General features: G+C 68.7%; 24 protein-coding genes and 4 tRNA genes. 11 read left to right on the forward strand and 17 right to left on the reverse strand.

Annotation, left to right across the window (positions count from 1 at the left end; genetic code table 11):
* Positions 1-44: 44 nt before the first annotated feature.
* From rplA to QMO76_RS20920, 10 genes are all read right to left on the reverse strand, one after another.
* Positions 45-758 (reverse strand): 50S ribosomal protein L1, encoded by a 714-nt coding sequence (gene rplA / locus QMO76_RS20875; protein ID WP_306363016.1) that lies wholly within the window; start codon positions 756-758, stop codon positions 45-47.
* Between the two features lie 71 nt (positions 759-829).
* Entirely contained in the window at positions 830-1,264 is a 435-nt protein-coding gene (gene rplK, locus QMO76_RS20880) for a 50S ribosomal protein L11 (protein WP_029925936.1), read from the reverse strand.
* 170 nt (positions 1,265-1,434) lie between these two features.
* Complete coding sequence (gene nusG / locus QMO76_RS20885; protein ID WP_372342028.1) at positions 1,435-2,205, reverse strand: transcription termination/antitermination protein NusG; 771 nt, start codon at positions 2,203-2,205, stop codon at positions 1,435-1,437.
* A 132-nt stretch (positions 2,206-2,337) separates the two neighbouring features.
* Positions 2,338-2,724, reverse strand: coding sequence for a preprotein translocase subunit SecE (gene secE, locus QMO76_RS20890; RefSeq protein ID WP_306363018.1), 387 nt, complete (start codon positions 2,722-2,724; stop codon positions 2,338-2,340).
* Positions 2,725-2,755: 31 nt separating this feature from the next.
* A tRNA-Trp gene (locus tag QMO76_RS20895) sits at positions 2,756-2,828 on the reverse strand.
* Positions 2,829-3,024: 196 nt separating this feature from the next.
* Entirely contained in the window at positions 3,025-4,080 is a 1,056-nt protein-coding gene (locus QMO76_RS20900; RefSeq protein WP_306363204.1) for a fused (3R)-hydroxyacyl-ACP dehydratase subunits HadA/HadB, read from the reverse strand.
* A gap of 239 nt (positions 4,081-4,319) precedes the next feature.
* Positions 4,320-4,490 carry a 50S ribosomal protein L33 gene (gene rpmG, locus QMO76_RS20905; RefSeq protein ID WP_029925945.1) on the reverse strand — a complete coding sequence of 57 codons (171 nt, stop codon included), beginning with the start codon at positions 4,488-4,490 and terminating at the stop codon, positions 4,320-4,322.
* A gap of 41 nt (positions 4,491-4,531) precedes the next feature.
* Positions 4,532-4,604: transfer RNA gene (locus QMO76_RS20910), tRNA-Met, on the reverse strand.
* A gap of 78 nt (positions 4,605-4,682) precedes the next feature.
* A tRNA-Thr gene (locus tag QMO76_RS20915) sits at positions 4,683-4,755 on the reverse strand.
* A gap of 225 nt (positions 4,756-4,980) precedes the next feature.
* Positions 4,981-5,063: transfer RNA gene (locus QMO76_RS20920), tRNA-Tyr, on the reverse strand.
* Between the two features lie 140 nt (positions 5,064-5,203).
* On the opposite strand from QMO76_RS20920, the gene QMO76_RS20925 reads away from it, so the two are divergent.
* A complete protein-coding gene (locus tag QMO76_RS20925) occupies positions 5,204-5,695 on the forward strand; it encodes a YajQ family cyclic di-GMP-binding protein (RefSeq protein ID WP_306363019.1) in 492 nt (163 codons plus the stop codon).
* 164 nt (positions 5,696-5,859) lie between these two features.
* On the opposite strand, the gene QMO76_RS20930 is transcribed toward QMO76_RS20925, so the two are convergent.
* The 3 genes from QMO76_RS20930 to QMO76_RS20940 all read right to left on the reverse strand — a co-directional run bounded on the left by QMO76_RS20930 (position 5,860) and on the right by QMO76_RS20940 (position 8,088).
* Positions 5,860-6,291, reverse strand: a complete 432-nt coding sequence (locus QMO76_RS20930; protein ID WP_306363020.1) for a VOC family protein — start codon at positions 6,289-6,291, stop codon at positions 5,860-5,862.
* 95 nt (positions 6,292-6,386) lie between these two features.
* Entirely contained in the window at positions 6,387-6,806 is a 420-nt protein-coding gene (locus tag QMO76_RS20935) for a helix-turn-helix domain-containing protein (protein WP_306363021.1), read from the reverse strand.
* Positions 6,807-6,813: 7 nt separating this feature from the next.
* Positions 6,814-8,088, reverse strand: coding sequence for a geranylgeranyl reductase family protein (locus tag QMO76_RS20940; RefSeq protein ID WP_372342029.1), 1,275 nt, complete (start codon positions 8,086-8,088; stop codon positions 6,814-6,816).
* Between the two features lie 371 nt (positions 8,089-8,459).
* Here QMO76_RS20940 and QMO76_RS20945 point away from each other — a divergent pair, with 371 nt between their 5' ends.
* Positions 8,460-9,482: a polyprenyl synthetase family protein gene (locus QMO76_RS20945; RefSeq protein ID WP_306363022.1), complete on the forward strand. Its 1,023-nt coding sequence runs from the start codon at positions 8,460-8,462 to the stop codon at positions 9,480-9,482.
* Between the two features lie 103 nt (positions 9,483-9,585).
* The gene (htpX, locus tag QMO76_RS20950) at positions 9,586-10,467 is read left to right on the forward strand and encodes a zinc metalloprotease HtpX (RefSeq protein WP_306363023.1); all 882 of its coding nucleotides are present in this window, start codon (positions 9,586-9,588) and stop codon (positions 10,465-10,467) included.
* A 118-nt stretch (positions 10,468-10,585) separates the two neighbouring features.
* On the opposite strand, the gene QMO76_RS20955 is transcribed toward htpX, so the two are convergent.
* Entirely contained in the window at positions 10,586-11,089 is a 504-nt protein-coding gene (locus QMO76_RS20955) for a DUF2505 domain-containing protein (protein ID WP_306363024.1), read from the reverse strand.
* A gap of 70 nt (positions 11,090-11,159) precedes the next feature.
* Here QMO76_RS20955 and QMO76_RS20960 point away from each other — a divergent pair, with 70 nt between their 5' ends.
* From QMO76_RS20960 to QMO76_RS20975, 4 genes are all read left to right on the forward strand, one after another.
* Positions 11,160-11,576, forward strand: coding sequence for a DUF3592 domain-containing protein (locus QMO76_RS20960; RefSeq protein WP_306363206.1), 417 nt, complete (start codon positions 11,160-11,162; stop codon positions 11,574-11,576).
* Positions 11,577-11,585: 9 nt separating this feature from the next.
* Positions 11,586-12,299: a demethylmenaquinone methyltransferase gene (locus QMO76_RS20965; protein ID WP_306363025.1), complete on the forward strand. Its 714-nt coding sequence runs from the start codon at positions 11,586-11,588 to the stop codon at positions 12,297-12,299.
* A 129-nt stretch (positions 12,300-12,428) separates the two neighbouring features.
* Positions 12,429-16,952, forward strand: coding sequence for a molybdopterin-dependent oxidoreductase (locus tag QMO76_RS20970; protein WP_306363026.1), 4,524 nt, complete (start codon positions 12,429-12,431; stop codon positions 16,950-16,952).
* Positions 16,953-16,997: 45 nt separating this feature from the next.
* On the forward strand, positions 16,998-18,035 hold the full coding sequence (locus tag QMO76_RS20975; protein ID WP_306363027.1) for an alpha/beta hydrolase family protein: 1,038 nt from the start codon (positions 16,998-17,000) through the stop codon (positions 18,033-18,035).
* A 112-nt stretch (positions 18,036-18,147) separates the two neighbouring features.
* Here QMO76_RS20975 and QMO76_RS20980 read toward each other — a convergent pair whose 3' ends face one another.
* Positions 18,148-19,182 carry an aldo/keto reductase gene (locus QMO76_RS20980; protein ID WP_306363028.1) on the reverse strand — a complete coding sequence of 345 codons (1,035 nt, stop codon included), beginning with the start codon at positions 19,180-19,182 and terminating at the stop codon, positions 18,148-18,150.
* An 83-nt stretch (positions 19,183-19,265) separates the two neighbouring features.
* Here QMO76_RS20980 and QMO76_RS20985 point away from each other — a divergent pair, with 83 nt between their 5' ends.
* A complete protein-coding gene (locus QMO76_RS20985) occupies positions 19,266-19,883 on the forward strand; it encodes a TetR/AcrR family transcriptional regulator (RefSeq protein WP_306363029.1) in 618 nt (205 codons plus the stop codon).
* Positions 19,884-19,898: 15 nt separating this feature from the next.
* On the opposite strand, the gene QMO76_RS20990 is transcribed toward QMO76_RS20985, so the two are convergent.
* Complete coding sequence (locus QMO76_RS20990) at positions 19,899-20,507, reverse strand: TIGR03086 family metal-binding protein (protein WP_306363030.1); 609 nt, start codon at positions 20,505-20,507, stop codon at positions 19,899-19,901.
* A gap of 183 nt (positions 20,508-20,690) precedes the next feature.
* On the opposite strand from QMO76_RS20990, the gene QMO76_RS20995 reads away from it, so the two are divergent.
* On the forward strand, positions 20,691-20,924 hold the full coding sequence (locus QMO76_RS20995) for a hypothetical protein (protein WP_306363031.1): 234 nt from the start codon (positions 20,691-20,693) through the stop codon (positions 20,922-20,924).
* 211 nt (positions 20,925-21,135) lie between these two features.
* A complete protein-coding gene (locus QMO76_RS21000) occupies positions 21,136-21,375 on the forward strand; it encodes a hypothetical protein (RefSeq protein ID WP_306363032.1) in 240 nt (79 codons plus the stop codon).
* Between the two features lie 51 nt (positions 21,376-21,426).
* Here QMO76_RS21000 and menD read toward each other — a convergent pair whose 3' ends face one another.
* Positions 21,427-23,058, reverse strand: a complete 1,632-nt coding sequence (menD, locus tag QMO76_RS21005; protein WP_306363033.1) for a 2-succinyl-5-enolpyruvyl-6-hydroxy-3-cyclohexene-1-carboxylic-acid synthase — start codon at positions 23,056-23,058, stop codon at positions 21,427-21,429.
* Positions 23,059-23,145: 87 nt separating this feature from the next.
* On the opposite strand from menD, the gene QMO76_RS21010 reads away from it, so the two are divergent.
* Positions 23,146-23,970, forward strand: a complete 825-nt coding sequence (locus QMO76_RS21010; RefSeq protein ID WP_306363034.1) for a siderophore-interacting protein — start codon at positions 23,146-23,148, stop codon at positions 23,968-23,970.
* Positions 23,971-23,975 lie beyond the last annotated feature (5 nt).

Raw genomic sequence — 23,975 nt, forward strand, 5'->3', positions numbered from 1 at the left:
CCGCACCGGCTCTTTCGTTTTCGCGTGCTACGCGACCTGGAGGATTACGCGTCCTCTTCGGTCAGGTTGCGGGTGCGGTTCGGATCCACCGGGATGCCCGGTCCGGTGTTCGTCGAAATCGTCACCTTCTTGACGTAGCGGCCCTTCGCGGTGGAGGGCTTCACGCGCAGGATCTCCTCGAGGGCGGCGCCGTAGTTCTCGACCAGCTTGTTGTCGTCGAAGGACGCCTTGCCGATCACGAAGTGCAGGTTGGCCTGCTTGTCGACGCGGAAGTTGATCTTGCCGCCCTTGATGTCGTTGACGGCCTTGGTCACGTCGGGGGTGACGGTGCCGGTCTTCGGGTTCGGCATCAGGCCGCGGGGGCCGAGCACGCGCGCGATCCGGCCGACCTTGGCCATCTGGTCCGGGGTGGCGATGGCGGCGTCGAACTCCAGCCAGCCGCCCTGGATGCGCTCGATCAGGTCCTCGGCGCCGACGGCGTCCGCACCGGCGGCCTCGGCCTCGGCGGCCTTGTCGCCGACCGCGAACACGATGACGCGGGCGGTCTTACCGGTGCCGTGCGGCAGGTTGACGGTGCCGCGGACCATCTGGTCGGCCTTGCGGGGATCGACGCCCAGACGGACGGCGACCTCGACGGTCGCGTCGGTCTTCTTGGTGGCGGTCTCCTTCGCCAGGCGGGTGGCCGCCAGCGGGGAGTACAGCTGCGAGCGGTCGACCTTGGCGGCCGCCTCGAGGTAAGCCTTGCTTCGTTTTGCCATGATTGTCTGTCCTTGTCGTCAGTCAGAAGTGGTGCGGGACTGGCCGTCCCTCCCACGGAGCCGGAAGGCTCTCACTCCGCGATGGTGATACCCATCGAGCGGGCGGTGCCAGCGATGATCTTCGCCGCGGCGTCGATGTCGTTGGCGTTCAGGTCTTCCTGCTTGGTCTTGGCGATCTCACGGATCTGGTCCATGGTGACCTGGGCGACCTTGTTGCGGTGCGGCTCGGCCGAACCCTTCTGCACGCCGGCGGCCTTGAGCAGCAGCTTGGCGGCGGGCGGGGTCTTCAGCTTGAAGTCGAACGAGCGGTCTTCGTAGACCGTGATCTCGACCGGGATGACGTTGCCGCGCTGCGACTCGGTCGCCGCGTTGTACGCCTTGCAGAACTCCATGATGTTGACGCCGTGCTGACCCAGCGCCGGACCGACCGGCGGAGCCGGGTTGGCCTGGCCGGCCTGGATCTGGAGCTTGATGAGCCCAGCGACCTTCTTCTTCTTCGGGGGCATCTTTCTTCCTTGGGTAGGTTCCTTACGGATTCCCGTAAGCCTTATCCGGGACTTGTGCCCGCCCTACCTGTTCGACGACACGTAGGCGCGCAGGCACAACCCGACAAGTCTATGCGAACGCGAAAAAGGCGGTGACGCCGGGGCGAACCCGGGTCACCGCCCTCTCACACCTAAATCTTGGCGACCTGGGTGAAGGCCAGTTCGACCGGGGTCTCGCGGCCGAAGATCGAGACCAGCACCTTGAGCTTCTGCTGCTCGGCATTGACCTCGGAGATGCTGGCCGGCAGGGTCGCGAACGGGCCGTCCATGACGGTGACCGACTCGCCGACCTCGAAGTCGACCTCGATGACCGGCTTGGCGGGCGTGGACTCGCCGCCGGCGGCGGGGGCCGAGGAGGCAGCGGCGGCGGCCGGGGCGGCCTTCTTCTGCTGCGCGGCCGGAACCAGGAACTTCACCACGTCGTTGATCGACAGCGGCGACGGCCGCGAGGTCGCGCCCACGAATCCGGTGACGCCGGGGGTATTGCGGACCGCGCCCCACGACTCGTCGTTCAGATCCATGCGGACCAGGATGTAGCCCGGCAGCACCTTGCGGTTGACGTTCTTCTTCTGGCCGTTCTTGATCTCGGTGACCTCTTCGGTCGGAACCTCGACCTGGAAGATGTAGTCCTCGAGACCGAGGTTCTGGACGCGGGTCTCGAGATTGGTCTTCACCTTGTTCTCGTATCCCGCGTAGGAGTGGACGACGTACCAGTCGCCGGGGGCGCGGCGCAGCGCGGCCTTCATTTCCGCGACCGGGTCGGCGGGCTCGGCATCGACGGGCGCGGCGGGCTCAGCTTCCGCGGTCGGCTCAGCGCCCGCGGATTCCTCGACGCTCGCGGTGGCATCCACCGTGTCGTCGACCGGGAATTCGTCGGTTGTGCCGTTCTCCGGGGTGCTCACTGGGCACTCGCTTTCCTGTGTCGTCACGTACATCCTGTGCGCGCCGGGTGCCTTACCCGGCGGATGGCTCCGCCCTCTCGGACATTCGGCCGAGCCCACCTGTCCGCGACGGTACCCGGCGGCGGCGGTCAGCTAGCCGAACAGCCAGTCGACACCCTTGATGAACGCCACATCCATTCCGTAGATGAACGCGACCATGAAGACCACGAACACCAGGACGACGCTCGTATAGGTGACCATCTGCTTGCGGTTGGGCCAGATGACCTTGCGCAGTTCCGAGATGACCTCTTTGAGGAACTTCACCAGGCGCTTGAACGGATTGCCCGAACGACCCGTGTCGGCCTTCGCCTTCTTGGTCGGCCGGTCGATGGTCGCGACCGGACCCGTCGAGGTCTTCGTCAGCGACGGAGCCGAGGCCGCGGTGCGCGTCCGCCGGGCGGAACGCTTGCCGCTCGGACGAGCCACCGCGGTGTCTTCGCCATCCTCGGCAGCGCCGTGGCGATCATCCCGCTCGCTCACGTCGATCCTCTCTCGTCGCTGGCATTCAGGGCAGGGGCGACAGGACTTGAACCTGCAACCTGCGGTTTTGGAGACCGCTGCTCTGCCAATTGAGCTACGCCCCTTCGGCTGAGCGGAGTTGTCGGCCGTCCAGCCACCGTTACATATTCAGTTGGGCTCATCCCCGCACATGCGGGGAACACAACACGCGCGCCACTCCTCCGAGCAGCGCGCAGCGGCTGGTGACCCCAGATTTCCGAGTGTACGGGAAGCACCTCGGGAATCGCCAATCGGGTATGCGGCCTGTGTCGAGCGCCTCGGTCAGGCCAGTTGCACGGTCGCGGTGGCGCGGCCGAAGATCTTGCGCCCCTGGGACTTGGCGATGATGGCGACGACGGCGGTCCTGGTCTCCGGGTCCATGGACTTCACCTTGCCGGTGTACTCGATCTCGGCGGCCCGGTCCACGGGGACGTAGACGGGGCTGGTGAACCGGACGTTGTACTCCTTGACCGCGCCCGGGTTGCCCAGCCAGGAGGTGACGAAGCCGCCGCCCAGGCCCATGGTGAGCATGCCGTGCGCCACCACGTTCTCCAGGCCGACGAGCTTGCAGACATCGTCGCTCCAGTGGATCGGATTGGCGTCGCCGGAGACGCCGGCGTAGTTCACCAGGTCGCCGCGGGTGAGCCGGACGATGCGGGTGGGCAGCTCCTGGCCGACGGTGACATCGTCGAAGCGGATGGCGCGCTTGGCGGGCACCTCGGCCTGGATCTGCTGGACCGGGACCGGGGTGGCGTGCACCTGGGTCGCGGCGTCGGCGTCCGCCTGGTTGTCGGGCCGCTCGTCCGGACCGATGCCGTGCATGAGCACATTGCCCACCGCGTCGGAGAGATTGGGATCGATATCGCCGCCGCTGCGGCCGATCAGCGTGGTGTAGGTGGTGAGCACCAGTTCGTCGTTCTGCGCGACCACGTCGTTCTTGGTGACGATGATATCGCCGCCGAACGCCTGCCGGAACGAGTGCAGGTAGACGATGCAGGAGAGCTTGTCACCGGCCTTGATGGGGCGGTGGAACTCCAGAATCTGATCGGTCTGCATGATCTGGCTCAGGTCGTAACCGGTGACGACCTGCTCGAAGAGCTTGCGCTGCGCCAGGATTCCGACCAGGGAGATGAAGGTGAGCGGCGCGACCAGACCGTCGTAGCCGTACTCCCGCGCGGCGTCCTCGTCCCAGTGCACCGGGTGGTAGTCCTGTACGGCGCGGGCGTACTCGCGCACCTTCTCGCGGCCGACCTCGTAGTAGTCGGCCACCCGGTAGCGGTGGCCCACCATGGCGGCGGCGTGTGCGGCGGGATCGAAAGCTTCACCCGAATCGACCATGTCGGCCTCGATATCCTGTGCGGGCTCGGCATTGAGAGTCACAGCGGAGTTGACGGTCACGGCAGAGTTGAGATTCACGGCAGAGGTGTCCCTATCTGATCCCAACCCGGGATCGGCGGAGCGCTGAACCACCGCTATATACACCAAGTGCCGGACCGGGGCCACTGTCCCTGTGTAGGAGGGACGTAGCGGCTTACCGATCCGGCACTTCTTCCACGCGGTAGAGCGCGCGGGTTAAGTTAGCGGGATTCGCGGTGCGCCCGGTGGGTGCCGCAGTTCGGGCAGAACTTCTTCAGTTCCAGCCGATCCGGGTCGTTCCGGCGGTTCTTCTTGGTGATGTAGTTGCGGTGCTTGCACTGCTCGCAGGCCAAGGTGATCTTTGGCCGGATATCAGTGGACTTCGCGGCCACGATTTGCCTTCTTTCCGGTCAGCCTGATGGGTATCAGTATGTAGCGATGGCCGGACTCGAACCGGCGACACAACGATTATGAGTCGTTTGCTCTACCGCCTGAGCTACACCGCCTTACGCGCGGTATTGGCAGCAGCGACGGCCCGGTCATTCCGAGGGAGTGCCGAGTCGGTCACCACCGGCAATCCGGCGAGCCCCCTAACGGAATCGAACCGTTGACCTTTTCCTTACCATGGAAACGCTCTGCCGACTGAGCTAAGGGGGCACGTCTGCTTGGCTCCGACCCGAAGGGCGGGGCGCTGAAGACTTGAACGAGGTTACACAACATCTCGACCCAACTCCAAACCGTGTGGTCAAGAGTGGTTTTTACGGCGATAGAGGGGATAGCCGGGCAGCCTCGCGCGCCCGGCCACGGTGACCGGGCGGGCGCACCTCATCGAGAAACACAGAACCCCCTCGGAACCGGCTCGGTCCCAAGGGGGTTCGCGTGTGGCAGGTGTAGGATTCGAACCTACGTAGGCTCTCGCCGACAGATTTACAGTCTGCTCCCATTGGCCGCTCGGGCAACCTGCCTGGGTACGCCTCGCAGCGCGGTGACGAGAATACATCGAACCCCCGCCCGGAATGCAAACCGGCTGGAAAACGCGGTGTCCGACGGACTACGGTCGGCGTTCGAACCCTCAAAACTTCCGATCTCGGACAGGAGCACAAGCGTGGCCGATTCATCGTTCGATGTCGTCAGCAAGGTCGACCGACAGGAGGTGGACAATGCGCTCAACCAGGCAGCCAAGGAGCTGAGCACCCGCTACGACTTCCGCGGCACCGGCGCGGGCATCGAATGGTCCGGCGAGGAGAAGATCGTCATCCAGGCCGAGTCCGAGGATCGCGTGAAGGCGGCGCTGGAGGTGTTCAAGGAGAAGCTGATCCGCCGCGACATCTCGCTCAAGGCGTTCGACGCGGGCGATCCGCAGGCCTCCGGCAAGGTGTACAAGATCACAGGAACGCTGGTGCAGGGCATCTCCCAGGACAACGCGAAGAAGATCTCCAAGAAGATCCGCGACGAGGGACCCAAGGGCGTGAAGGCGCAGATCCAGGGCGAGGAGCTGCGGGTCAGCTCCAAGAGCCGCGACGATCTCCAGGCCGTGATCTCGCTGCTGAAGAACAGCGACTTCGACGTGGCGCTGCAATTCGTGAACTACCGCTAGCGCCCTCGGCATCCGCCCGGCGTCGGCGCGAGTCCCGCGTCGCGCCGGACCGCTCTGTGACGCGATGGGGCGCGGCACCCGACCGATGCCGCGCCCCACTGTTTCTGCTTCGCGCGGTTCCGCCTTCCCCGCGTTCTCCGGTTCTCCTGGTTCTCCTGGATCTCCTACTTGCCCGGGTCGAACGGGCGCTTCTCCACGATGACCAGCCAGTTGCCGGAGTTGTCGCGGATCACCGCCTCCACGCCGTACGGGCGTTCGGCGGGCGGCTGCACGAATTCCACCCCCTTGGCGGTGAGCTCCTCGAAGGTCTTCTGGCAGTCGTCGGTGGCGAGGCCGAGTGCCCCGTGGCTGCCCTTGGCGAGGGCACGGCGGGTGGCCTCGGCCAGGTCGTCGTCGAGCGGCGGGCCGGGGAGCATGAGGGTGACCTCGAGTTCCGGATGGTCCGGGTGGGCGACGGTCACCCAGCGGAATCCGTTGTCTCCCATTGTCACATCGGCGGTTTCGACGAAGCCCAGCTTGTCGATGTACCACTGTTTGGCGGCGGTCTGGTCCAGGACGTACACGGTGGCGAGCGAGACGTGGGTGATTGCGGTCATATGGTCAGGCTATGGAAGCGGCCGCCCGCTCGGCTTCTCCGAAATTGCTCTGATCGAGAATCGCTCCGATCGCACCGGCCCGATCGCGAGCGCCGTTAATCGGGAAGCTTCCGATCCGACAGACCGTGAATGAACACGAAACAGCCGGGAATGCGCGGCGTGCCCTCGGCCGCGAATTTGGCCTGATACTCCGAGGGCGACAGGCCCACCAGTTCGGTGAATTTGCGGCTGAAGGAACCCAGCGAGCTGTAGCCCACCAGCATGCACGCCTCGGTCACCGTCACATTGGTGGCGCGCAACAGGTCCTGCGCGCGTTCGATGCGCCGCTCGGCCAGGTAGACCGCCGGCGTCTTGCCGTAGGTGGCCGCGAAACTACGCAGGAAGTGGTACTTGGAGACGCCCGCGGCGGCCGCCAGACGGTCCAGGTCCAGCGGCTCGGCGTAGTTCCGGTCGGCCAGATCCCGCGCCCGCCGCAGATGCGGGAGCAGGTCCTCGGGAACCGGGCGGGCCGCCATGAGCGGTTCAGGAGAAGGGCTGGAGTTCGTCGAAGCGCAGCGAGGCCCGCCCCGCGCCGCGCCACAGCTTGGCGGTCAGATCCACGTCCTCGTCGGTGACCAGATTGCCCATGACCCGAACGGCGGTGCGCTGCAAGAGTTTCGAGCGCATGACCGGCGGGCCGCCGAGCGGCACCGTCTTGGGATGGGTGGCGAATCCGGCCAGTCGGCGCGCCACCGAGAAGGTGCGGCCGTAGCGGGCGCGCAGCATATCCGGCCACAGCGTGGACAGATCGGGCTCGTCCAGGATGCCGGCGAGCATGTGGCCGCCCTCCAGGCCGTAGTCGATGCCCTCGCCGTTGAGCGGATTCACGCATCCGGCGGCGTCACCGACCAGCGCCCAGTTGCGGCCCGCCACGTGGGAGACCGCACCGCCCATGGGCAGCAGCGCCGAGGCGACCGCGCGGGCCTCGCCCTCGAAGCCCCACTCCTCGCGGCGCAGCGAGACATAGTGCTGCAACAGCGGTTTCAGCGAGATATGGGAGGGGCGGCGTTCGGTTGCCAGCGAGCCGACGCCGATATTCACCTCGCCGTTGCCCAGCGGGAACACCCAGCCGTAACCGGGCACCAGGGTGCCCTCGGCATCCCGCAGTTCCAGGTGCGAGGTGATCCACGGATCGTCGCTGCGACCGGACTTGATGTAGGCGCGCGCGGCCACGCCGTAGGCGTACTGCCGATGCCAGGTGCGGCCGAGCAGTTTGCCCACCGGCGACCGCACGCCGTCGGCCACGATCAATGTCGTGCAGCCGATGGCGTGCAGACCGCCGTCGGTCTTCACGGTGATGCCGGTGACCCGGTCGCCGTCCCGCGCCACCTCGACCACACGCGCGCCGTCCACCATGCGCGCCCCCGACTTCACCGCGGTCTCGCGCAGCTTGTCGTCGAGTTCGGTGCGCGGCACCGCACTGCCGTAGCTCGGGAAGGACCCCTCCGGCCAGGGCAGCAGCGCCTCGCGCCCGAACCCGGCCATACGCAGCCCGTGATTCACGGTGTGCGCCCGCAACCACTCCCCCAGCCCCAGATGCTCGAGCTCGGCCGTGGCGCGCGGGGTCAGCCCGTCACCGCAGGTCTTGTCGCGCGGGAACACCGCCGAATCGACGCCGAGCACATCGCGCCCCGCCCGCGCCGCCCACGCGGCCGCGGCCGACCCGGCCGGTCCCGCCCCCACCACCAGCACATCCGCGTGCGCGGGCAATACGTCCGACATCGACCCCTGCCCGGGCGTCGTCTCCGGTGAACCCATAGGACCCATACTGGCACGCTGTGTTTGATTTGCCCTCCGCTGCGCTCCGGGCGGGGTTCGCGGCGCTGGAGGTCCCGGTTCTTCCCTCCCTCCGCTCCCCCCGCTTCGCTCCTCCGCTCCGGTCGGTCCAGAACCGGGACGCGCCGCGAACCCAGGAGGGTTGCGCTATGGGGGCGGGCCAGGGCGGCTGCGCTACGGAGGCGAGCTCGCTGCGGACGCGGACCACGGTGGTTTCGCTATGGGACGGGGGGTGGAGGCGCGGGGTCGGGCCGGTGTTCTTTCCGTCCCACTACGGTGGTGTTCCATGGGGATATAGGTGGCGACACGCTAGGTTCTTCCCCGTGGGGTCGGACGCGGCACTGGGAGATGAAATGAGCGCATCGGCTGTGAGCGATGAGAGCACCGTGGTTGCGGGGGTGGATCTCGGCGATCCGGAGCTCGCCGCGACCGTGCGGAACGGCCTGGTGGAGGTCGAGGATCTGCTGATCCGGGAGTTGTCCGACGGGGAGGAATTCCTGCAGGAGGCGGCGCTGCACCTGGCGCGGGCCGGTGGGAAGCGGTTCCGGCCGCTGTTCACCGTCCTCACCGGGCAGCTTGGTCCCAAACCCGACAGCCCGGATCTGATCACGGCGGGCACCGTGGTCGAGCTGGTGCATCTGGCGACGCTGTACCACGACGACGTGATGGACGAGGCCCCGATGCGCCGCGGCGCGCCGAGCGTGAACTCGCGCTGGAGCAATTCCATCGCGATCCTCTCCGGCGACTACCTGTTCGCGCACGCCTCGCGCCTGGTGTCCACGTTGGGGCCGGACGCGGTGCGCATCATCGCCGAGACCTTCGCCGAACTGGTGACCGGGCAGATGCGGGAGACGCTGGGCGCCAAGGAGTCCCAGGATCCGGTGGAGCACTACCTGCGGGTGGTGTGGGAGAAGACCGGCTCGCTCATCGCGGCCTCGGGCCGTTTCGGCGGCACCTTCTCCGGCGCGGACCCCGAGCACGTGGAGCGGCTGGCGCGGCTGGGCGACGCGGTGGGCACCGCGTTCCAGATCTCCGACGACATCATCGACATCTCCTCGGTGTCGGAGCAGTCCGGCAAGACGCCGGGCACCGACCTGCGCGAAGGCGTGCACACCCTGCCGGTGTTGTACGCGCTGCGCGACGAGGGCCCGGAGGGCGACCGGCTGCGCAAGCTGCTGGCCCGCCCGCTGGAGACCGATGCCGAGGTGGACGAGGCGCTGGAGCTGCTGTCGCGTTCGCGCGGCATGCTGCTGGCCAAGGAGAAGTTGCAGGGGTACGCCGATATCGCGCACGCGGAGCTGTCCGCACTGCCGTCCGGGCCCGCCAACGAGGCGCTGGAGCGCCTGGTGCGCTACACCATCGAACGCGTGGGCTGAACCGGCGACAGTGGCCCGGGTCGCATCCGGGAACCCGTTCCACCGTGCTCATCGTTGACCTGTGTGTAACGCATACCGGGAGGGGCGCGGCAGAAGGAGACCGATGCACGGGCACAGTTTTTCGAACGGGTTGAAGACCTTCGGGCTCTTGGTCGGCATGTCGGCGCTGATCGTGTTCGCCGGGGCGATGTTCCGCAATCCGACGATCCTGGTGCTGTCGATCCTGCTGGCCGTGGGCATGAACGCCTACGCGTACTTCAACAGTGACAAGCTGGCGCTGCGGGCCATGCACGCGCAGCCGGTGACCGAGTTGGAAGCGCCCGTCATGTACCGCATCGTGCGGGAGCTGGCGACCACGGCGCGCCAGCCCATGCCGCGGCTCTACATCAGCCCCACCAACGCGCCCAATGCCTTCGCGACCGGCCGCAGCCCCCGGCACGCGGCGGTGTGCTGCACCACCGGCATTCTGCAGATCCTGGACGCGCGCGAACTGCGCGCGGTGCTGGGCCATGAGCTCTCGCACGTCTACAACCGCGACATCCTGATCTCGTCGGTGGCGGGCGCGCTGGCCTCGATCATCTCCGGTCTGGCCAATCTGGCCTTCTTCGCCAGCGCCTTCGGCGGCAATCGCAATGGTGAGGGCCCGAATATGATCGGCATCCTGCTGGTCTCGCTGCTGGGCCCGATCGCGGCCACGCTGATCAAGCTGGCGGTGTCCCGCTCCCGTGAATTCCAGGCCGATCAGGACGGCGCCGAACTCACCGGCGACCCGCTGGCGCTGGCGTCGGCCCTGCGCAAGATCGAGCGCGGCGTGCAGGCCGCTCCCCTGCCGCCGGAACCCCGGCTGGCGGCCGAATCGCACCTGATGATCGCCAACCCGTTCCGCGTCGGGGACAAGGCGGCCCGGCTGTTCTCCACCCACCCGCCCATGGCCGAGCGCATCGCCCGCCTGGAACAGCTGGCGGGCGGCCCCCGGTACCTGTAGCGGTTCGCCGCCGACACCGAACTGTTCCGCTCGAGGTGTGCCACCTGCGCGCAGCAGGGTCTCCGGGACGATCGTGCCCGCCCGTGGATCACGGGCGGGCACGGAATTTCCTTGGCTACTAGGCGTTCTGGGTGGCGTACCAAGCCTCGATGTGCTTGCGTTCGCTGTCCATCACCTTGCGGAGCAGGTTCTCCACCAGCGGTTCGATGGCGCCGCCGACCAGCGCCACCTTGACGGCCACGATGCCGCTCACCTCGATCTCGGAGCCCGCGGCGGTGGGCCGCAGTTCGTAGGTGCCCTCCATCTCGGTGGTGATGCCCTTGGACGCGCCCTTGAAGTCGCCCTTGGCGATCTCGCCGTCCAGGGCGCCCCAGTTGTCGGTGCGCTCGAGCACGAGCTCGCTCTTGAGCACCTTGGTGACGATGCTGGGGATCTTCTCCTCGGGCGCCTTTTCGGTCATATGGATGCGGATGGTGCCGGGTCCCCCGGGGTGCGAGAGATCCAGGGTGGCGGTGGCGGCGTCGGCGAAGCGCGACCGCCACACATCGTCGGAGGTGAGTGCCCGGTGAAGATCTTCGACCGGAACGCTGTACTGCACGGTGAAGCTGATTTTTCGGGACATGGCCGCACACGGTAGTCGAGCCGTTGAATAAGCTGGTTAAGTGTCGGAAACCAGCCAGTCTGCCAACACGATGCGGCACCGTGCGCTTCGCTTGCAGCGGACCCGGATCGGGGTCCTCATCACCGCTACCGCTATCAGCGCGCTATCGGTGCTGCTGCTGCTCGCGGCCTGGCGGGACGACTATCTGATCAACGCCGACAAAGGTGTGGCAACCGGTGAGGTGCTGTCGGCGGGCCGCCTGCGTTCGGCGGTCATCTTCGTCACCCCGGACGGCAAGACCCATAACCCTCGGGTGGGGGTGCTCTACCCCACCAAACTGACGGTGGGCGAGCGCATCAACGTGGAGTACCGGCGCAGCGATCCGGATCTGGTGCGGGTGGCGGGCCGGGACGTGCGGGTGGCCATCATCCCCACCCTGTCGGTGATCGTGGTGACCTGGGGCGTGGCGCTGCCCACGCTGTGGCTGCTGTCGCGCCGGGAGCGCTAGGGTTCGACTGTGGCGAAAACAGAGCGGCGGGAATCGTTTCGGGCCTCGCTGGACAAGCAGCCGCACGAGGTCGCGTCGATGTTCGACGGGGTCGCGAAGCGGTACGACCTGACCAATACCGTCATCTCCGCGGGACAGGACCGCTATTGGCGCTGGACGACACGCAAGGCCCTCGCGCTACGGCCCGGTGAGCGGGTACTGGATCTCGGGGCGGGAACCGGTGTGTCCACGGTGGATCTGGCGAAATCCGGCGCCTGGGTGGTGGCGGCGGACTTCTCACAGGGCATGCTCGCCGCCGGACGGCATCGCGAGGTGCCGATGGTGGCGGCCGACGCCATGCGCCTGCCCTTCGCCGACGCCTCCTTCGATGCCGTGACCATCGCCTACGCGCTGCGCAATGTGGCCGATCCGGATCTGGCGCTGCGCGAGATGCTGCGGGTCACCAAACCGGGCGGGCGGCTGGTGGTGGCGGAGTTCTCCACACCGGTGTTCGGCCCGTTCCGCACCGTCTATATGGAGTACCTGATGAAGGCGCTGCCGAAGGTGGCGCGCGCGGTCTCCAGCAATCCGGACGCCTACGTGTACCTGGCCGAGTCGATTCGGGCCTGGCCGACCCAGTCGCAGCTGGCGCTGCGCATCGCCGACGCCGGGTGGTCGCGGGTCGAATGGCGCAACCTGACCGGCGGGGTGGTGGCGCTGCACCGCGCCCACAAACTGGGCTGAGCTCCGCGTGAGATAAATCACCGCAGGTCAGGCACCTCACCACGGCCGATGTGCGCGGTGAGGAGTTTTGTCACCTGGCGATAACGTTGGGTAAATCCGGCGCAATCGGGGATCGGGATGATCGGTCTCATGTCGGATGCAGCCACTCCCCGCACGAGCACCCGCACGGCGTGCTCCTACTGCGGCGTCGGCTGCGGCATCACCGTCGACACCGGGACCGACGAGCACGGCGCGACCGTGATCGCCAAGGTGAGCGGTGACAAGCTGCACCCGGTCAACGCCGGACGCCTGTGCACCAAGGGGGCCACCCATCTCGAACTGCACACCACACCGGGCCGCATGGCGACCGCGTACCGGCGGCCCGAGCGCGGGCAGGCACCGGTGGCGGTGCCGGTCGACGCGGCCGTCCAGGAGGCCGCCGACCGACTGCGGGTGATCCTCGACACCCACGGACCCGACGCCATCGCCCTGTACGTATCCGGGCAGATGTCCATGGAAGCGCAGTACCTGGCCACCAAGCTGGCCAAGGGGTATCTGCGGACCGTGCACATCGAGGCCAATTCGCGGCTGTGCATGGCCAGCGCGGCCACCGGTTACAAGCAGTCGTTGGGCGCGGACGGCCCGCCCGGCTCCTACGACGACATCGACCACGCCGACCTGTTCTTCGTCATCGGCGCGAATATGGCCGACTGCCATCCGATCCTGTTCCTGCGCATGGCCGACCGGCTGAAGGCGGGCGCGAAGCTGATCGTAGTGGATCCGCGCCGCACCGACACGGCGGCGCGGGCGGATCTGTTCCTGCAGATCGCGCCCGGCACCGATCTGGCACTGCTCAACGGCCTGCTGCACCTGCTGGTCGCCAACGGTGACATCGACGCCGAATTCATCGCCGAGCACACCGAGGGCTGGGCGGCCATGCCGGAATTCCTGGCCGACTACCCGCCCGGACGGGTCGCCGAGATCACCGGCGTCGACGAGGCGCAGCTGCGCACCGCCGCCCGCTGGATCGGCGCGGCGGGCGAGTGGATGTCGCTGTGGACCATGGGCCTCAACCAGTCCACGCACGGCACCTGGAACACCAATGCCCTCTGCAATCTGCACCTGGCCACCGGCGCCATCGGGCGCACCGGCAGCGGGCCGTTCTCGCTGACCGGGCAGCCGAATGCCATGGGCGGCCGGGAGATGGGCTATATGGGGCCGGGGTTGCCCGGACAGCGCGCGGTGCTGTCGGCGGCCGATCGCGCCTTCGTGGAGACCGTGTGGGGGGTGGAGCCGGGCACCATTCGGGATACCGGTGGTCCCGGCACCATCGAGATGTTCCGCGGCCTGGCCGACGGGGACATCAAGGCGTGCTGGGTCATCTGCAGCAATCCCGTTGCCTCCGTGGCGAATCGGAAGAACGTCATCGCGGGCCTGGAGGCCGCGGAACTGGTGATCGCGCAGGACGTGTACACCGAGACCGCCACCAACGCCTACGCCGACGTCCTGCTGCCCGCCACCCTGTGGGCGGAATCCGATGCGGTGATGGTGAATTCCGAACGCACCATGACACTGCTGCGGCGCTCCGTCGATCCGGTGGGCGACGCGCGGCCGGACTGGCTGCTCATCGCCCAGGTCGCCACCGCCATGGGCTTCGAGGGATTCGACTACGCGTCCAGCGCCGAGGTGTTCGCGGAGATCACGCGGTTCAGCAATCCGGCAACGGGGTACGACCTGCGCGGCATCAGCTACGAGGCGCTGCGCGAGGGACCCGTGCAGTGGCCGTGCCCCGATCCGCGGCGGCGGCGCAATCCCATCCGCTACGTGAACGACGGTGTCAGCCAACCGCTGTTCACCGATGCGGACGGGCACACCCCGCGACTGGCCTTCGCCACCCCGAGCCGCCGCGCGGTGTTCTGGCCGCGCCCGCATCTGCCGCCCGAGGAGATGCCGGACGAGGACTTCCCGTTCGTGCTCAACACCGGTCGTCTCCAGCACCAGTGGCACACCATGACCAAGACCGGCAAGATCGCGAAACTCACCAGGCTGAACGGGAAGCCGTTCGTGGAGGTGCACCCCGACGACGCCGAGCGGCTGGACGTGCGCGACGGGGATCACCTCGAAATCGCCTCCCGCCGTGGGCGAGCGGTGCTGCCGGTCGTGATCAGCGACCGCACCCGGCCGGGCTCCTGTTTCGCGCCGTTCCACTGGAACGACGAGCAGGGCGAGTACCTGACCATCAATGCCGTCACCAATGACGCGGTGGACCCGGCCTCGCTGCAACCGGAGTTCAAGGCGTGCGCCGTGCGGCTGCGGAAGGTGGCGGTGCTGCCGGAGAACGCTCCGGAGCCGCCCGCGGGCGCGACGGGAACACCCGCAGGCGCAGCCGGAATGGCCGTGGGCGCAGCCGGAATGGGCGCGGGCGCAGCCGGAATGGCCGCGGGCACAGCCGGAATGGGCGCTGGCGCGGTGGTGCAGCCCACCGGGTCACCGGCCGCCGCGCCCGCGATGGCGGGCGGACCGCACCCGCTGGCGACCATGCTCGGACTCGAGAGAGCCACCGCGCCGACCCTCAGCGAGACCGAACGCGTCTATCTCGGCGGGTATCTGGCCGCGCTGCAATCGCTTCCGGTGACCGGCCAACCGGTGCTGCCGGAGACCGCGCCCATCTCGCCCGCCGCGCGCATGTGGGTCGACGGGCTGCTGGCCGGAATGTATTCCCGCACAGTGGGAATCGTGCCGGGCGCGGGCCCCGCCGATGCCGCCGCGGCGGCTCCGCCGCGCACGGTGACCGTGCTCTGGGCCTCCCAGACCGGCACCGCCGAGGAGTTCGCGGCCGCGACCGCCACCCGGCTGGCCGAAGCCGGTTTCACGCCCCGGCTGCTCGATATGGACTCGGCCGAACTCACCGACCTGACCGGCGATGTGCTGATCATCAGCAGTACCTTCGGCGACGGCGGACCACCCGACAACGGCGCGGACTTCTGGGAACGGCTGACCGACAGCGCCACCCGCTTCGTCGGCGTCCGCTACGCCGTCTTCGCCCTGGGCGACTCGTCCTATGACGACTTCTGCGGCCACGGCCGCAAACTCGACGAACTGCTCGCGAAACGCGGCGCGGCACGGCTGCTCCCCCGGATCGACAGCGAACCGGACTACGAGGACCTGGCCGAGGAGTGGCTGACGGACGCCCTCACCGCCCTCGCCGAGGCCGACGGGGCCGCCGGTGGCCCGACCGAGGGTAACAGCGGCCCCACCGGCAACCACGACGGCAGCGGTGGCACTGGAGACGGATTCATCAGTGGCGCAAGTGACTTCGCGGCGAGTATGGCCGGTACCGGCGCGGCGGGGATCGGCGGCAGGGTCGAAGTCGGCTCGGCCAGGGGATTCGGCAATGGCGGGACGGCGGTCACATTCGGCGATGCTGCCGGTGGTCACGGCAGTGTTTCGGCATCGGCATCGGCTTCGGCTCGGATCGGCACGGCGGCGGGGGCGGCCGCGGGGCGGTCCGCGACCGTGACGGCGGCGCGCACGCGGCGCACCGCGCCTTTCACCCGCAATGCGCCGGTGTCCGCCCCGCTGGTGCGCAATGAACTGCTGTCGCGGGCGGGTTCGGAGAAGGAGGTGCGGCAGTTCGGGTTCGATCTGCGCGGCCTCGAGGCGAGCTACGAGGTGGGCGATTCGCTGGGGGTGCGGCCCGCCAACTGCGACAAGATGGTGGCCGAATGGCTCGACGCCACCGGGCTGGACGGGCGGCGCGGGATCGAGGTCGATGATCGCGAGGTGCCGCTCGCCGAGGCGCTGCGCACGCATTTCGACATCACCAAGGTGTCGCAGGATCTGCTCGGCTTCATCGCCGATCACAATCCGAGTCCGCGGCTGGCGAAGCTGCTGCGCCGCGACAACCGCAACGAACTCGACAGGTACCTGTGGGATCGGCAGGCGGTGGACGTGCTGCGCGACTTCCCGGTGCGTGCCGATCTGGTGGAGTGGCTCGGCACGCTGAAAAAGCTGCAGCCGCGTCAGTATTCGATCTCGTCCAGCCCTCTGGTCAGCCCGCACGAGGTGCAGTTGACGGTGAGTGTGGTGCGCTACGGCGATCCCGCGGCGACCGGTTCGGCGTCCCGGCGCGGCGGCGTGTCGTCCACCTACCTGTCCGATCGCGCGGACGCCCCGGTGCCGATCTTCCTGCAGCGCGCCCCGCACTTCCGTCCGCCGCTGGACCCGAACGCCCCCATGATCATGGTCGGCCCCGGCACCGGTATCGCACCCTTCCGCGGCTTCCTGCAGGAACGTCGCGCCCTCGGCTGCGGCGGCCGCAATTGGCTGTTCTTCGGCGACCAGTACGCCCGGGACAACTTCTACTACCGGACCGAACTCGAGGACATGTTCCGCTCCGGCTTCCTGACCCGGCTGGATCTGGCCTTCTCCCGCGATCAGCGGGAGCGGATCTACGTGCAGCACCGGATGATCGAGCACGGCGCGGAGCTGTGGGCGTGGCTGCGCGAGGGCGGGCACTTCTACGTCTGCGGTGATGCCGCGCGCATGGCCAAGGACGTGGACGAGACCCTGCTGAGGATCGCCCGCATTCACGGCAAGCTGGACGAGGACGGCGCACTGGCCTTCAAGAAGCAGCTCATCGCCGAGAAGCGCTACGTGCGCGACGTGTACTGAGTCACGTGCCGTAACCCCGCCTGTTGATCTTGCGATAGGTCTGGCATGGGACGACGGGCTCTGGCGGTTCTGCTTGCCGCGGTATCGATCATGATCGGCGCACAGTCGGCCACCGCCGAACCGGTGCCCGGGGCACCCGGAGTCGCGGTGCCCGATCTGAAGTCACCGGACGGCTCGTACATCGAGAGCATCGAGGTGCAGGATGATCGCAATATCCGCCTCCAGGTGCGTTCCACCGCAATGGATATGACCGTTCCGGTGGATGTGCTGCGCCCGGCCGACACCTCCGAGCCGCGCCCCACCCTGTACCTGCTCAGCGGGGCGGGCGGCGGCATCGACAGCGCCACCTGGAAATTGCGCACCGACGCGCTGGATTTCCTGTCCGACAAGAACGTCAATGTCGTGCAGATCATGGCAAACGGCTTCGCCTTTTACACCGACTGGCTGCGGCGGGATCCGGTGCTGGGCCTGAACAAGTGGGACACCTATCTGAGCGAGGAACTGCCACCGCTCATCGATGCGGCCCTGAACACCAATGGCGTCAACGCCATCGCGGGCCTGTCGATGGCGGGGGTGGCCGTGCTGAATCTGGTACGTGAGAACCCGGGCAGGTTCCGCAGTGTGGCCGTGTACAGCGGCATCACCCAGACCAGCGACCCGATCGCCCGGGAGGCGGTGCGGCTGACCGTGGAGGTGTGGGGCGGCGGCAATGTCGAGAATATGTGGGGCGCACCGGATAATCCGCTCTGGGAGCTCAACGATCCGACCATTCACGCCGAGGGCTTGCGCGGCACCAATATCTTCGTCTCGACCGGCAACGGCATTCCGGGGATCTACGACATCCCCGGCGGCCCGTTCCGGGAGGAACCGCCGATCGAGACGCCGAAGACGGTCGCGATCGGCGCGTTCATCGAGGCGAATGTGGACATGTTCAACCGCAATCTGCAGAACCGGTTGCACGAGTTGGGGATTCCGGCGACCTTCGTCTACCGCGACAGCGGCACCCACTCCTGGGGCTACTGGCAGGACGATCTGAAGACGTCGTGGCCCGTGCTGGCGCAGGGGTTGTACTCGGCGCCCTGACCGGAGCGGACGGGCGACCCGCCTCCGCGATCGACTGCCGGGCAGGCGATTCGGCGCTCGCTCCGGTGCGGAGCGAGCGCCGCCGCGGCGGTCCGTCCGGCGACTCCCGGTATCAGACCCGCGGCGGGTTGAGGCGGGCGAAATCCGGGAGCCGGTAGTAGGGGTAGTACGGGTACGGCGGTGTGGTGGCGCTGGCCTTGTCCAGGCGGGCGATCTGTTCGGCGTCGAGCCGCCAGCCGACCGCGCCGAGGTTCTGGCGCAGCTGCTCCTCATTGCGCGCGCCGACGATCACCGTGGACACCGTCGGCCGCGACAGCAGCCAGTTGAGGGCGATCTGCGGCACGGTGCGCCCGGTTTCGGCGGCGATCTCGTCGAGCACGTCGACCACGTCGTAGAGCAGGTCGTCGCGCACCGGCGGCCCGGCCTCGGCGGTGCGGTGCAGGCGGCTGCCTTCCGGAAGCGGCTGTCCGCGACGGATCTTGCCGGTGAGGCGACCCCAGCCGAGCGGGCTCCACACCACCGCGCCGACGCCCTCGTCCTGGGCCAGCGGCATGAGCTCCCACTCGTAGTCGCGGCCGACCAGGGAGTAATAGACCTGGTGCGCCACATACCGCGGGAAGCCGTGCCGGTCCGCCGCCGCCAGCGATTTCATGAGCTGCCAGCCCGCGAAGTTGGACGCCCCGACGTAGCGGATCTTGCCCGCGCGCACCAGATCGTCGAGCGCGGACAGAGTTTCGGTCACCGGTGTCCCGGCGTCGAAGGCGTGCAGCTGGAACAGGTCGATGTGGTCGACCCCGAGCCGCCGCAGCGATGCCTCCACCGCGCCGATGAGCCGGGAGCGGCCCGCACCCGCGTCGTACGGGCCCGGTCCGGTGGGCAGTGCGGCCTTGGTGGACAGCAGCACCCGGTCGCGCCGCCCCCGAATCGCCTCGCCCAGCACCTCTTCCGAGGCCCCGTCCGAGTACACGTCGGCGGTGTCGAACATGGTGACGCCCGCCTCCAGACTGATGTCCACGAGCCGGCGCGCCTGCGCCGCATCGGTGTCGCCCCAGGCGGAGAACAGTTCTCCGCGCCCACCGAAGGTGCCCGCGCCGAAGCTCAGTGCCGGTACCAGCAAACCCGATGCGCCCAGCCGACGGTACTCCATTGCCTTCTCCTAACGGAACCACAGTTTCATTAACTCGGTCGACGATACACTGCCGTGGACGCAAATGGAACTGGAGGACCGTTATGAATCCGGACACCGCTGCCCCCGGCTCGATCCGACCGGGTGGGCGCACCGCTCGCGTCCGCGAAGCGGTCCTGCGTGCCGCCGGGGATCTGCTCGCCGAACAGGGTTTCGCCGCCCTGGACCTCACCGAGGTCGCCGCCCGCGCCGACGTCGGCAAGACCACCGTCTACCGCCGCTGGCGCACCCCCACCGGCCTCATCGCCGACCTCCTGGTGGACATGGCCGAAACCTCGCTCCCCCATGCGAATACCGGCACCCTCGCGGGCGACCTGCTGGCCAATGCCCGCCTGGTCGCCACCACCCTGACCGACCCCCGCCAAAGCCGCCTCTTCACCGCGGTCATCGCCGCTGCCACCTGCGACGACACCGCCGCCGCGGCCCTGCGCCGCTTCTACGACACCCGCCTCACCGAATGGGCCCCGTGTGTGAACGCGGCCATCGCCCGCGGTGAGATCCCCGCCGGCACCGACCCCCGCGCCCTCCTCTCCGCCGTCTCCGCCCCCCTCTACTACCGCCTGCTCGCCAGCGGCGACCCCATCGACGACTCCGCCGCCGTCACCGCCGCCGAAGCCGCGGCCGCCGCCGCGCGTGCGGGCGTGTTCGTCACGCCCGCTTAGCCGCGAACGGCTGATTCAGGGACGGGACCAGGACGGGTCGCGGCCGGTGAGGCCGAGCAGGCGGTCGAGGGCGGGTGCGGTGTCGGGGACGGGGACGACGGGGCCGAAGAGGCCGGGGGTGCCGTCCTCGGGGGTGGCGCGCAGCCAATCCGCCAGGCGGGTGATGTCGTCGTTGTCGGGGTCGTAGGGCTGGCCGGTGGCCCGGGCCAGGTCCCAGGCGTGGATGACCAGCTCGTCGAGGGCGACGGTGGCCATTTCGGGGGCGGGCAGCAGCACCCCGCCCGCTTCGGTGTCGCCGGCCCAGGCCGCCGGCTCCCGCCAGGCGGACACCAGGGCCTCGAGCCGGGCGGGGATCAGATCGCGCCAATCGGCGGGCAACCGGGGCTCCACCGCATCGGGTGATACCGAACGGCCGACGGATTCCTTGGTGGCGGCCTCGCGGAATGCCTCGGTGAGCATGGCGACGTGGGCGAGCAGCCGGTGCACCGGCATGCCCTCGCAGGGGGTGGCGGCGTCGAGTTGATCATCGGTGATCGCGGTGACGACAGCCGCCATGGTCGCGGCGGCGGATTTCATATCGAATGCGGCCTGCGCGTCTGCGGCCTGCCTGTCGATGTCGGACATAGCCATCGGTCCTCTCGAACGCGTCGGACCGCCCCCGGCGGGCGGTCCGCTCACCCATGACGACGGCCCGGCGCGCCGAGATTCATCGGTGCCCCGCGCCCGATCGTGCGGATGTGCGTGCACCGCCACTCCGCAACCGACTCGTTAGCAGCGAAAACGCGTGGCGGCGCGGAGAATTGGTAGATGAAGGGTGATCGAGTGGAGATCGTCGTCGATACCGGCGGCGGCTACCGCAATTACGAGGTGCGCGCGACCCGGGCCGGGCGGCGCGTCGAAACACGGATCGCGCGCGGGGTGGTGGAGGTCAGCGAGATCACGCGCACCGGCACGCCGGTGCGCACCGCGCGCTTCCTGTCCAACCGCGTGGTGGCGCTGGTGGAGCATCCGGCCGAGAACGGATTGCTGCCGGACGAATAGGCCGCGGGCGAGTACTCCGGAGGGCGAATACTCCGGAGGCGAATACTCCGAGGCTGCCCGGGCATCACGGATACGGGCGGACGCGACCGGCGCTCGCGCGGTGGTTGCCAGCTCGGCGGATCGGGCGCATCCTCGACAGTGCCGGGCGGAGCGCGCGCCGCACGTCCGGCCCAAGGTCAGGGCCGTCGACTCAGCTGGAGAGGAGCACCTGATGACAGATCGAATCACCGACGCCATGAAGGATGTACCGGAGGCCGACTTCGTCGAGCAGACCGTTCCGGCGTACGACGAGGACGGCGGCTACCCCGCGGACGATTTCGACGCCGACACCGAAACGCCGCCGGAGCCCGAGCGCACCTGGGAGGCGAACGAGGCGGACGTGATCGAACAGTCCATCCCGGTGCCCCTGGACGACGATTACGACGACACGGACGCGGGCAGCGAATACTGACCCGACGGGCGCGGCGGCGAACCTCCCCGATGGGTTCGCCGCCGCTTCGCGTCAGTCCGCGATGCCCGCGCGCACGGTGGCGTGCAGTTCCCGCAGGCTGGAGCGTTCGGTGGCCACCTCCAGCACCCGGATGCCGTGTGCGCGCCGGGTCAGCTCCACGGCCAGCTCGGACAGATCCACCTGCCGATGCGGCACCCGGTAGGCGGCGCACAGCGCGGCCAGATCCAGGCCGTGCGGGGTGCCGAAAACTCGCTCGAAGACGCCCGCGTACTGCGGGTCGCCCTGTTCCAGCAGTTCGAAGATGCCGCCGCCGTCGTCGTTGGCGACCACGATGGTGAGGTCCTTGGGCCGCGGCTCGCCGGGGCCGATGAGCAGTCCGGAGGCGTCGTGCAGGAAGGTCAGATCGCCGATGAGGGCCATGGTGCGGCCCTCGTGTGAGAGCGCCGCGCCGACGGCCGCCGATACGGTGCCGTCGATACCGGCCACGCCGCGATTGGACAGCACCCGGATACCGGGGCGCGGATGCGATACCAGTGCCGCGTCGCGCACCGGATTGGACGCGCCGAGCAGCAGTTGATCCCCGTCGTGCAGGGCGTCCATGACCGCGGCCGCCACATGCAGCCCGGTCGGCTTGGGATGCGCGGCCAGTTCCGCGCGGATCACCGCGCGCGACCGCTCGTCCAGCTCGCGGCAGCTGTCCAGCCAGGCGGCGGTCGGCGCGCCGTAGGTGACCGCACGGGTGCCGGTGCCCACCACATTGCCGGACACATCGGGCCAGCGCGGTCCGGTGGTGAGCGCGTACACGGTCACCTCGGGGTCGGCCAGCACCCGCGACACCTGCCGGTGCAGGGTGGGGCGGCCGGTGATGATGGCCTGCTTGGGCCGCAGCAGCGACAGTGCCAGCGGATGCAGCGGCGGCCCGTGCATGGGCGCGGTCGGTTCGGCCACGGTCGGCAGCGCGGCCAACTCCGGCCGATGCCCCGCCCCGTGCCCGGAGATGACGACCGTGTCGGGCGAGAGGTCGATGTCGAGGGGCACGTCCAGGGTCGCGTATTGCGTTGCGGTCCAGGGCCGTCCACTGTCCCGGCCAGCCGGCAACGGATCGCCCTCGCGGGCGTCGGGCACCAGGGGTTCGCGCAGCGGGATGTCGAAGTGCACCGGCCCGGCATTGCCGGAACGGGTGCCGCGGGCGGCGGCCAGCACCCGGCAGACGGCCGAGCGCCACACGCTGTTCTGGCGGTTGTAGCCGGGATCGTCCTCGATTTCGGCGAGGCCGAGGCTGATGGCGGCGCGCACCTGGCTGCCGAACAGCCCGAACTGCTCGACGGTCTGGTTGGCCCCGGTGCCGAGCATCTCGTAGGGCCGGTTGGCGCTGAGCACGATGAGCGGCACCCGCGCGTAGTTGGCCTCGAGCACGGCGGGGCCGAGGTTCGCGACAGCGGTGCCCGAGGTCATGACCACCGGCACCGGGCGGCCGCTGGCCACCGCGAGGCCGACGGCCAGGAAGCCGGCGGTGCGCTCGTCGATGCGCATGTGCAGCCGGATCCGGCCCGCGGCGTCGGCGGCCTGTAGCGCGAAGGCCAGCGGTGCGTTGCGGGAGCCGGGGCACAGCACCACGTCCCGCACACCCCCGCGCGCCAGCTCGTCGACGACGACCTGCGCCTGTGCTGTCGAAGGGTTCACGCCCTCAGCCTCCCAGACAGTCGCTCCGCCCGCTGCGTCGGCCCGCTCACACCCATTGGCGTAGTTAGGGTTTGCTAACCTAATTTCATGGCGAAGCGCACCAAGTTTCTCAAGCCCGAGCACCGGGACTTCATCAGCGCGGAAGTGCTCGCGAGCAAACGGATCAGCCCGAATTTCATCCGTGTCACCCTGGGCGGCGCGAGCCTGGGTGATTTCGAACCCATGGGCTTCGACCAGTGGTTCCGGTTCTTCATGCCGGGCAAGGACGGATCGCTGCGCCTGCCCACCGCCACCGGCAGCCTGGGCTGGTACGCCCAGTACCTCATGATGGGCAAGGACACCCGTCCGCTGGTCCGCAACTACACGGTGCGCGACTTCCGGCCGGCCGGGGCGGGGGAATTCGGTTCCACCGCCGAGATGGATATCGACTTCGTCTCCCACGGCGACGACAGCCCGGCCTCGGCGTGGGCGAACAATGCCACCCCCGGCGGCAAGGTGGGGCTGCTCGACGAGGGCATCACCTTCCAGCCGCCCGAGCACACCGAATCGGTCCTGCTGCTCGGCGACGAGAGTGCGCTGCCCGCCATTGCCGGGGTGCTGCGGTCGGCGTCGCGCGAACTGCGCGGCGTCGCGTTCATCGAGATCCCGCACGCCGACGACGCGCAGCGGCTGGACGAACCGGCGGGGGTGGACGTGCACTGGCTGGTGCGCGCCGACGCGCACGACGAGGTGGGCGCGGCGGCCGCAGCGGCGGTGCGCGCGGCTGATATCCCGACCAGCGGCGTGTACGCCTGGGCGGCGGGTGAACAGAAACTGGTATCGGGCGTGCGCCGCCACCTGGTCGAGCGCGGCCTCCCGAAGACCGACATCACCTTCACCGGATACTGGCGAGTCGGCAAGTCCCAGGGCTGATCTCA

The organism is Nocardia sp. CC227C (assembly GCF_030767025.1).
Taxonomy (GTDB): domain Bacteria; phylum Actinomycetota; class Actinomycetes; order Mycobacteriales; family Mycobacteriaceae; genus Nocardia.

What these genes read in the sequence shown, in the direction of transcription:
- QMO76_RS20935 (WP_306363021.1), bottom strand. Translation starts at nt 6,806, where the DNA reads ATGGCGGCCCGCCCGGTTCCCGAGGACCTGCTCCCGCATCTGCGGCGG.
- QMO76_RS20945 (WP_306363022.1), top strand. Translation starts at nt 8,460, where the DNA reads ATGAGCGCATCGGCTGTGAGCGATGAGAGCACCGTGGTTGCGGGGGTG.
- QMO76_RS20940 (WP_372342029.1), bottom strand. Translation starts at nt 8,088, where the DNA reads ATGGGTTCACCGGAGACGACGCCCGGGCAGGGGTCGATGTCGGACGTA.
- QMO76_RS21000 (WP_306363032.1), top strand. Translation starts at nt 21,136, where the DNA reads ATGACAGATCGAATCACCGACGCCATGAAGGATGTACCGGAGGCCGAC.
- QMO76_RS20960 (WP_306363206.1), top strand. Translation starts at nt 11,160, where the DNA reads ATGCGGCACCGTGCGCTTCGCTTGCAGCGGACCCGGATCGGGGTCCTC.
- rplA (WP_306363016.1), bottom strand. Translation starts at nt 758, where the DNA reads ATGGCAAAACGAAGCAAGGCTTACCTCGAGGCGGCCGCCAAGGTCGAC.
- QMO76_RS20995 (WP_306363031.1), top strand. Translation starts at nt 20,691, where the DNA reads ATGAAGGGTGATCGAGTGGAGATCGTCGTCGATACCGGCGGCGGCTAC.
- htpX (WP_306363023.1), top strand. Translation starts at nt 9,586, where the DNA reads ATGCACGGGCACAGTTTTTCGAACGGGTTGAAGACCTTCGGGCTCTTG.
- QMO76_RS20985 (WP_306363029.1), top strand. Translation starts at nt 19,266, where the DNA reads ATGAATCCGGACACCGCTGCCCCCGGCTCGATCCGACCGGGTGGGCGC.
- QMO76_RS20955 (WP_306363024.1), bottom strand. Translation starts at nt 11,089, where the DNA reads ATGTCCCGAAAAATCAGCTTCACCGTGCAGTACAGCGTTCCGGTCGAA.
- QMO76_RS20900 (WP_306363204.1), bottom strand. Translation starts at nt 4,080, where the DNA reads ATGGTCGATTCGGGTGAAGCTTTCGATCCCGCCGCACACGCCGCCGCC.
- QMO76_RS20980 (WP_306363028.1), bottom strand. Translation starts at nt 19,182, where the DNA reads ATGGAGTACCGTCGGCTGGGCGCATCGGGTTTGCTGGTACCGGCACTG.
- rplK (WP_029925936.1), bottom strand. Translation starts at nt 1,264, where the DNA reads ATGCCCCCGAAGAAGAAGAAGGTCGCTGGGCTCATCAAGCTCCAGATC.
- QMO76_RS20930 (WP_306363020.1), bottom strand. Translation starts at nt 6,291, where the DNA reads ATGACCGCAATCACCCACGTCTCGCTCGCCACCGTGTACGTCCTGGAC.
- QMO76_RS20975 (WP_306363027.1), top strand. Translation starts at nt 16,998, where the DNA reads ATGGGACGACGGGCTCTGGCGGTTCTGCTTGCCGCGGTATCGATCATG.
- QMO76_RS20990 (WP_306363030.1), bottom strand. Translation starts at nt 20,507, where the DNA reads ATGTCCGACATCGACAGGCAGGCCGCAGACGCGCAGGCCGCATTCGAT.
- QMO76_RS20970 (WP_306363026.1), top strand. Translation starts at nt 12,429, where the DNA reads ATGTCGGATGCAGCCACTCCCCGCACGAGCACCCGCACGGCGTGCTCC.
- QMO76_RS21010 (WP_306363034.1), top strand. Translation starts at nt 23,146, where the DNA reads ATGGCGAAGCGCACCAAGTTTCTCAAGCCCGAGCACCGGGACTTCATC.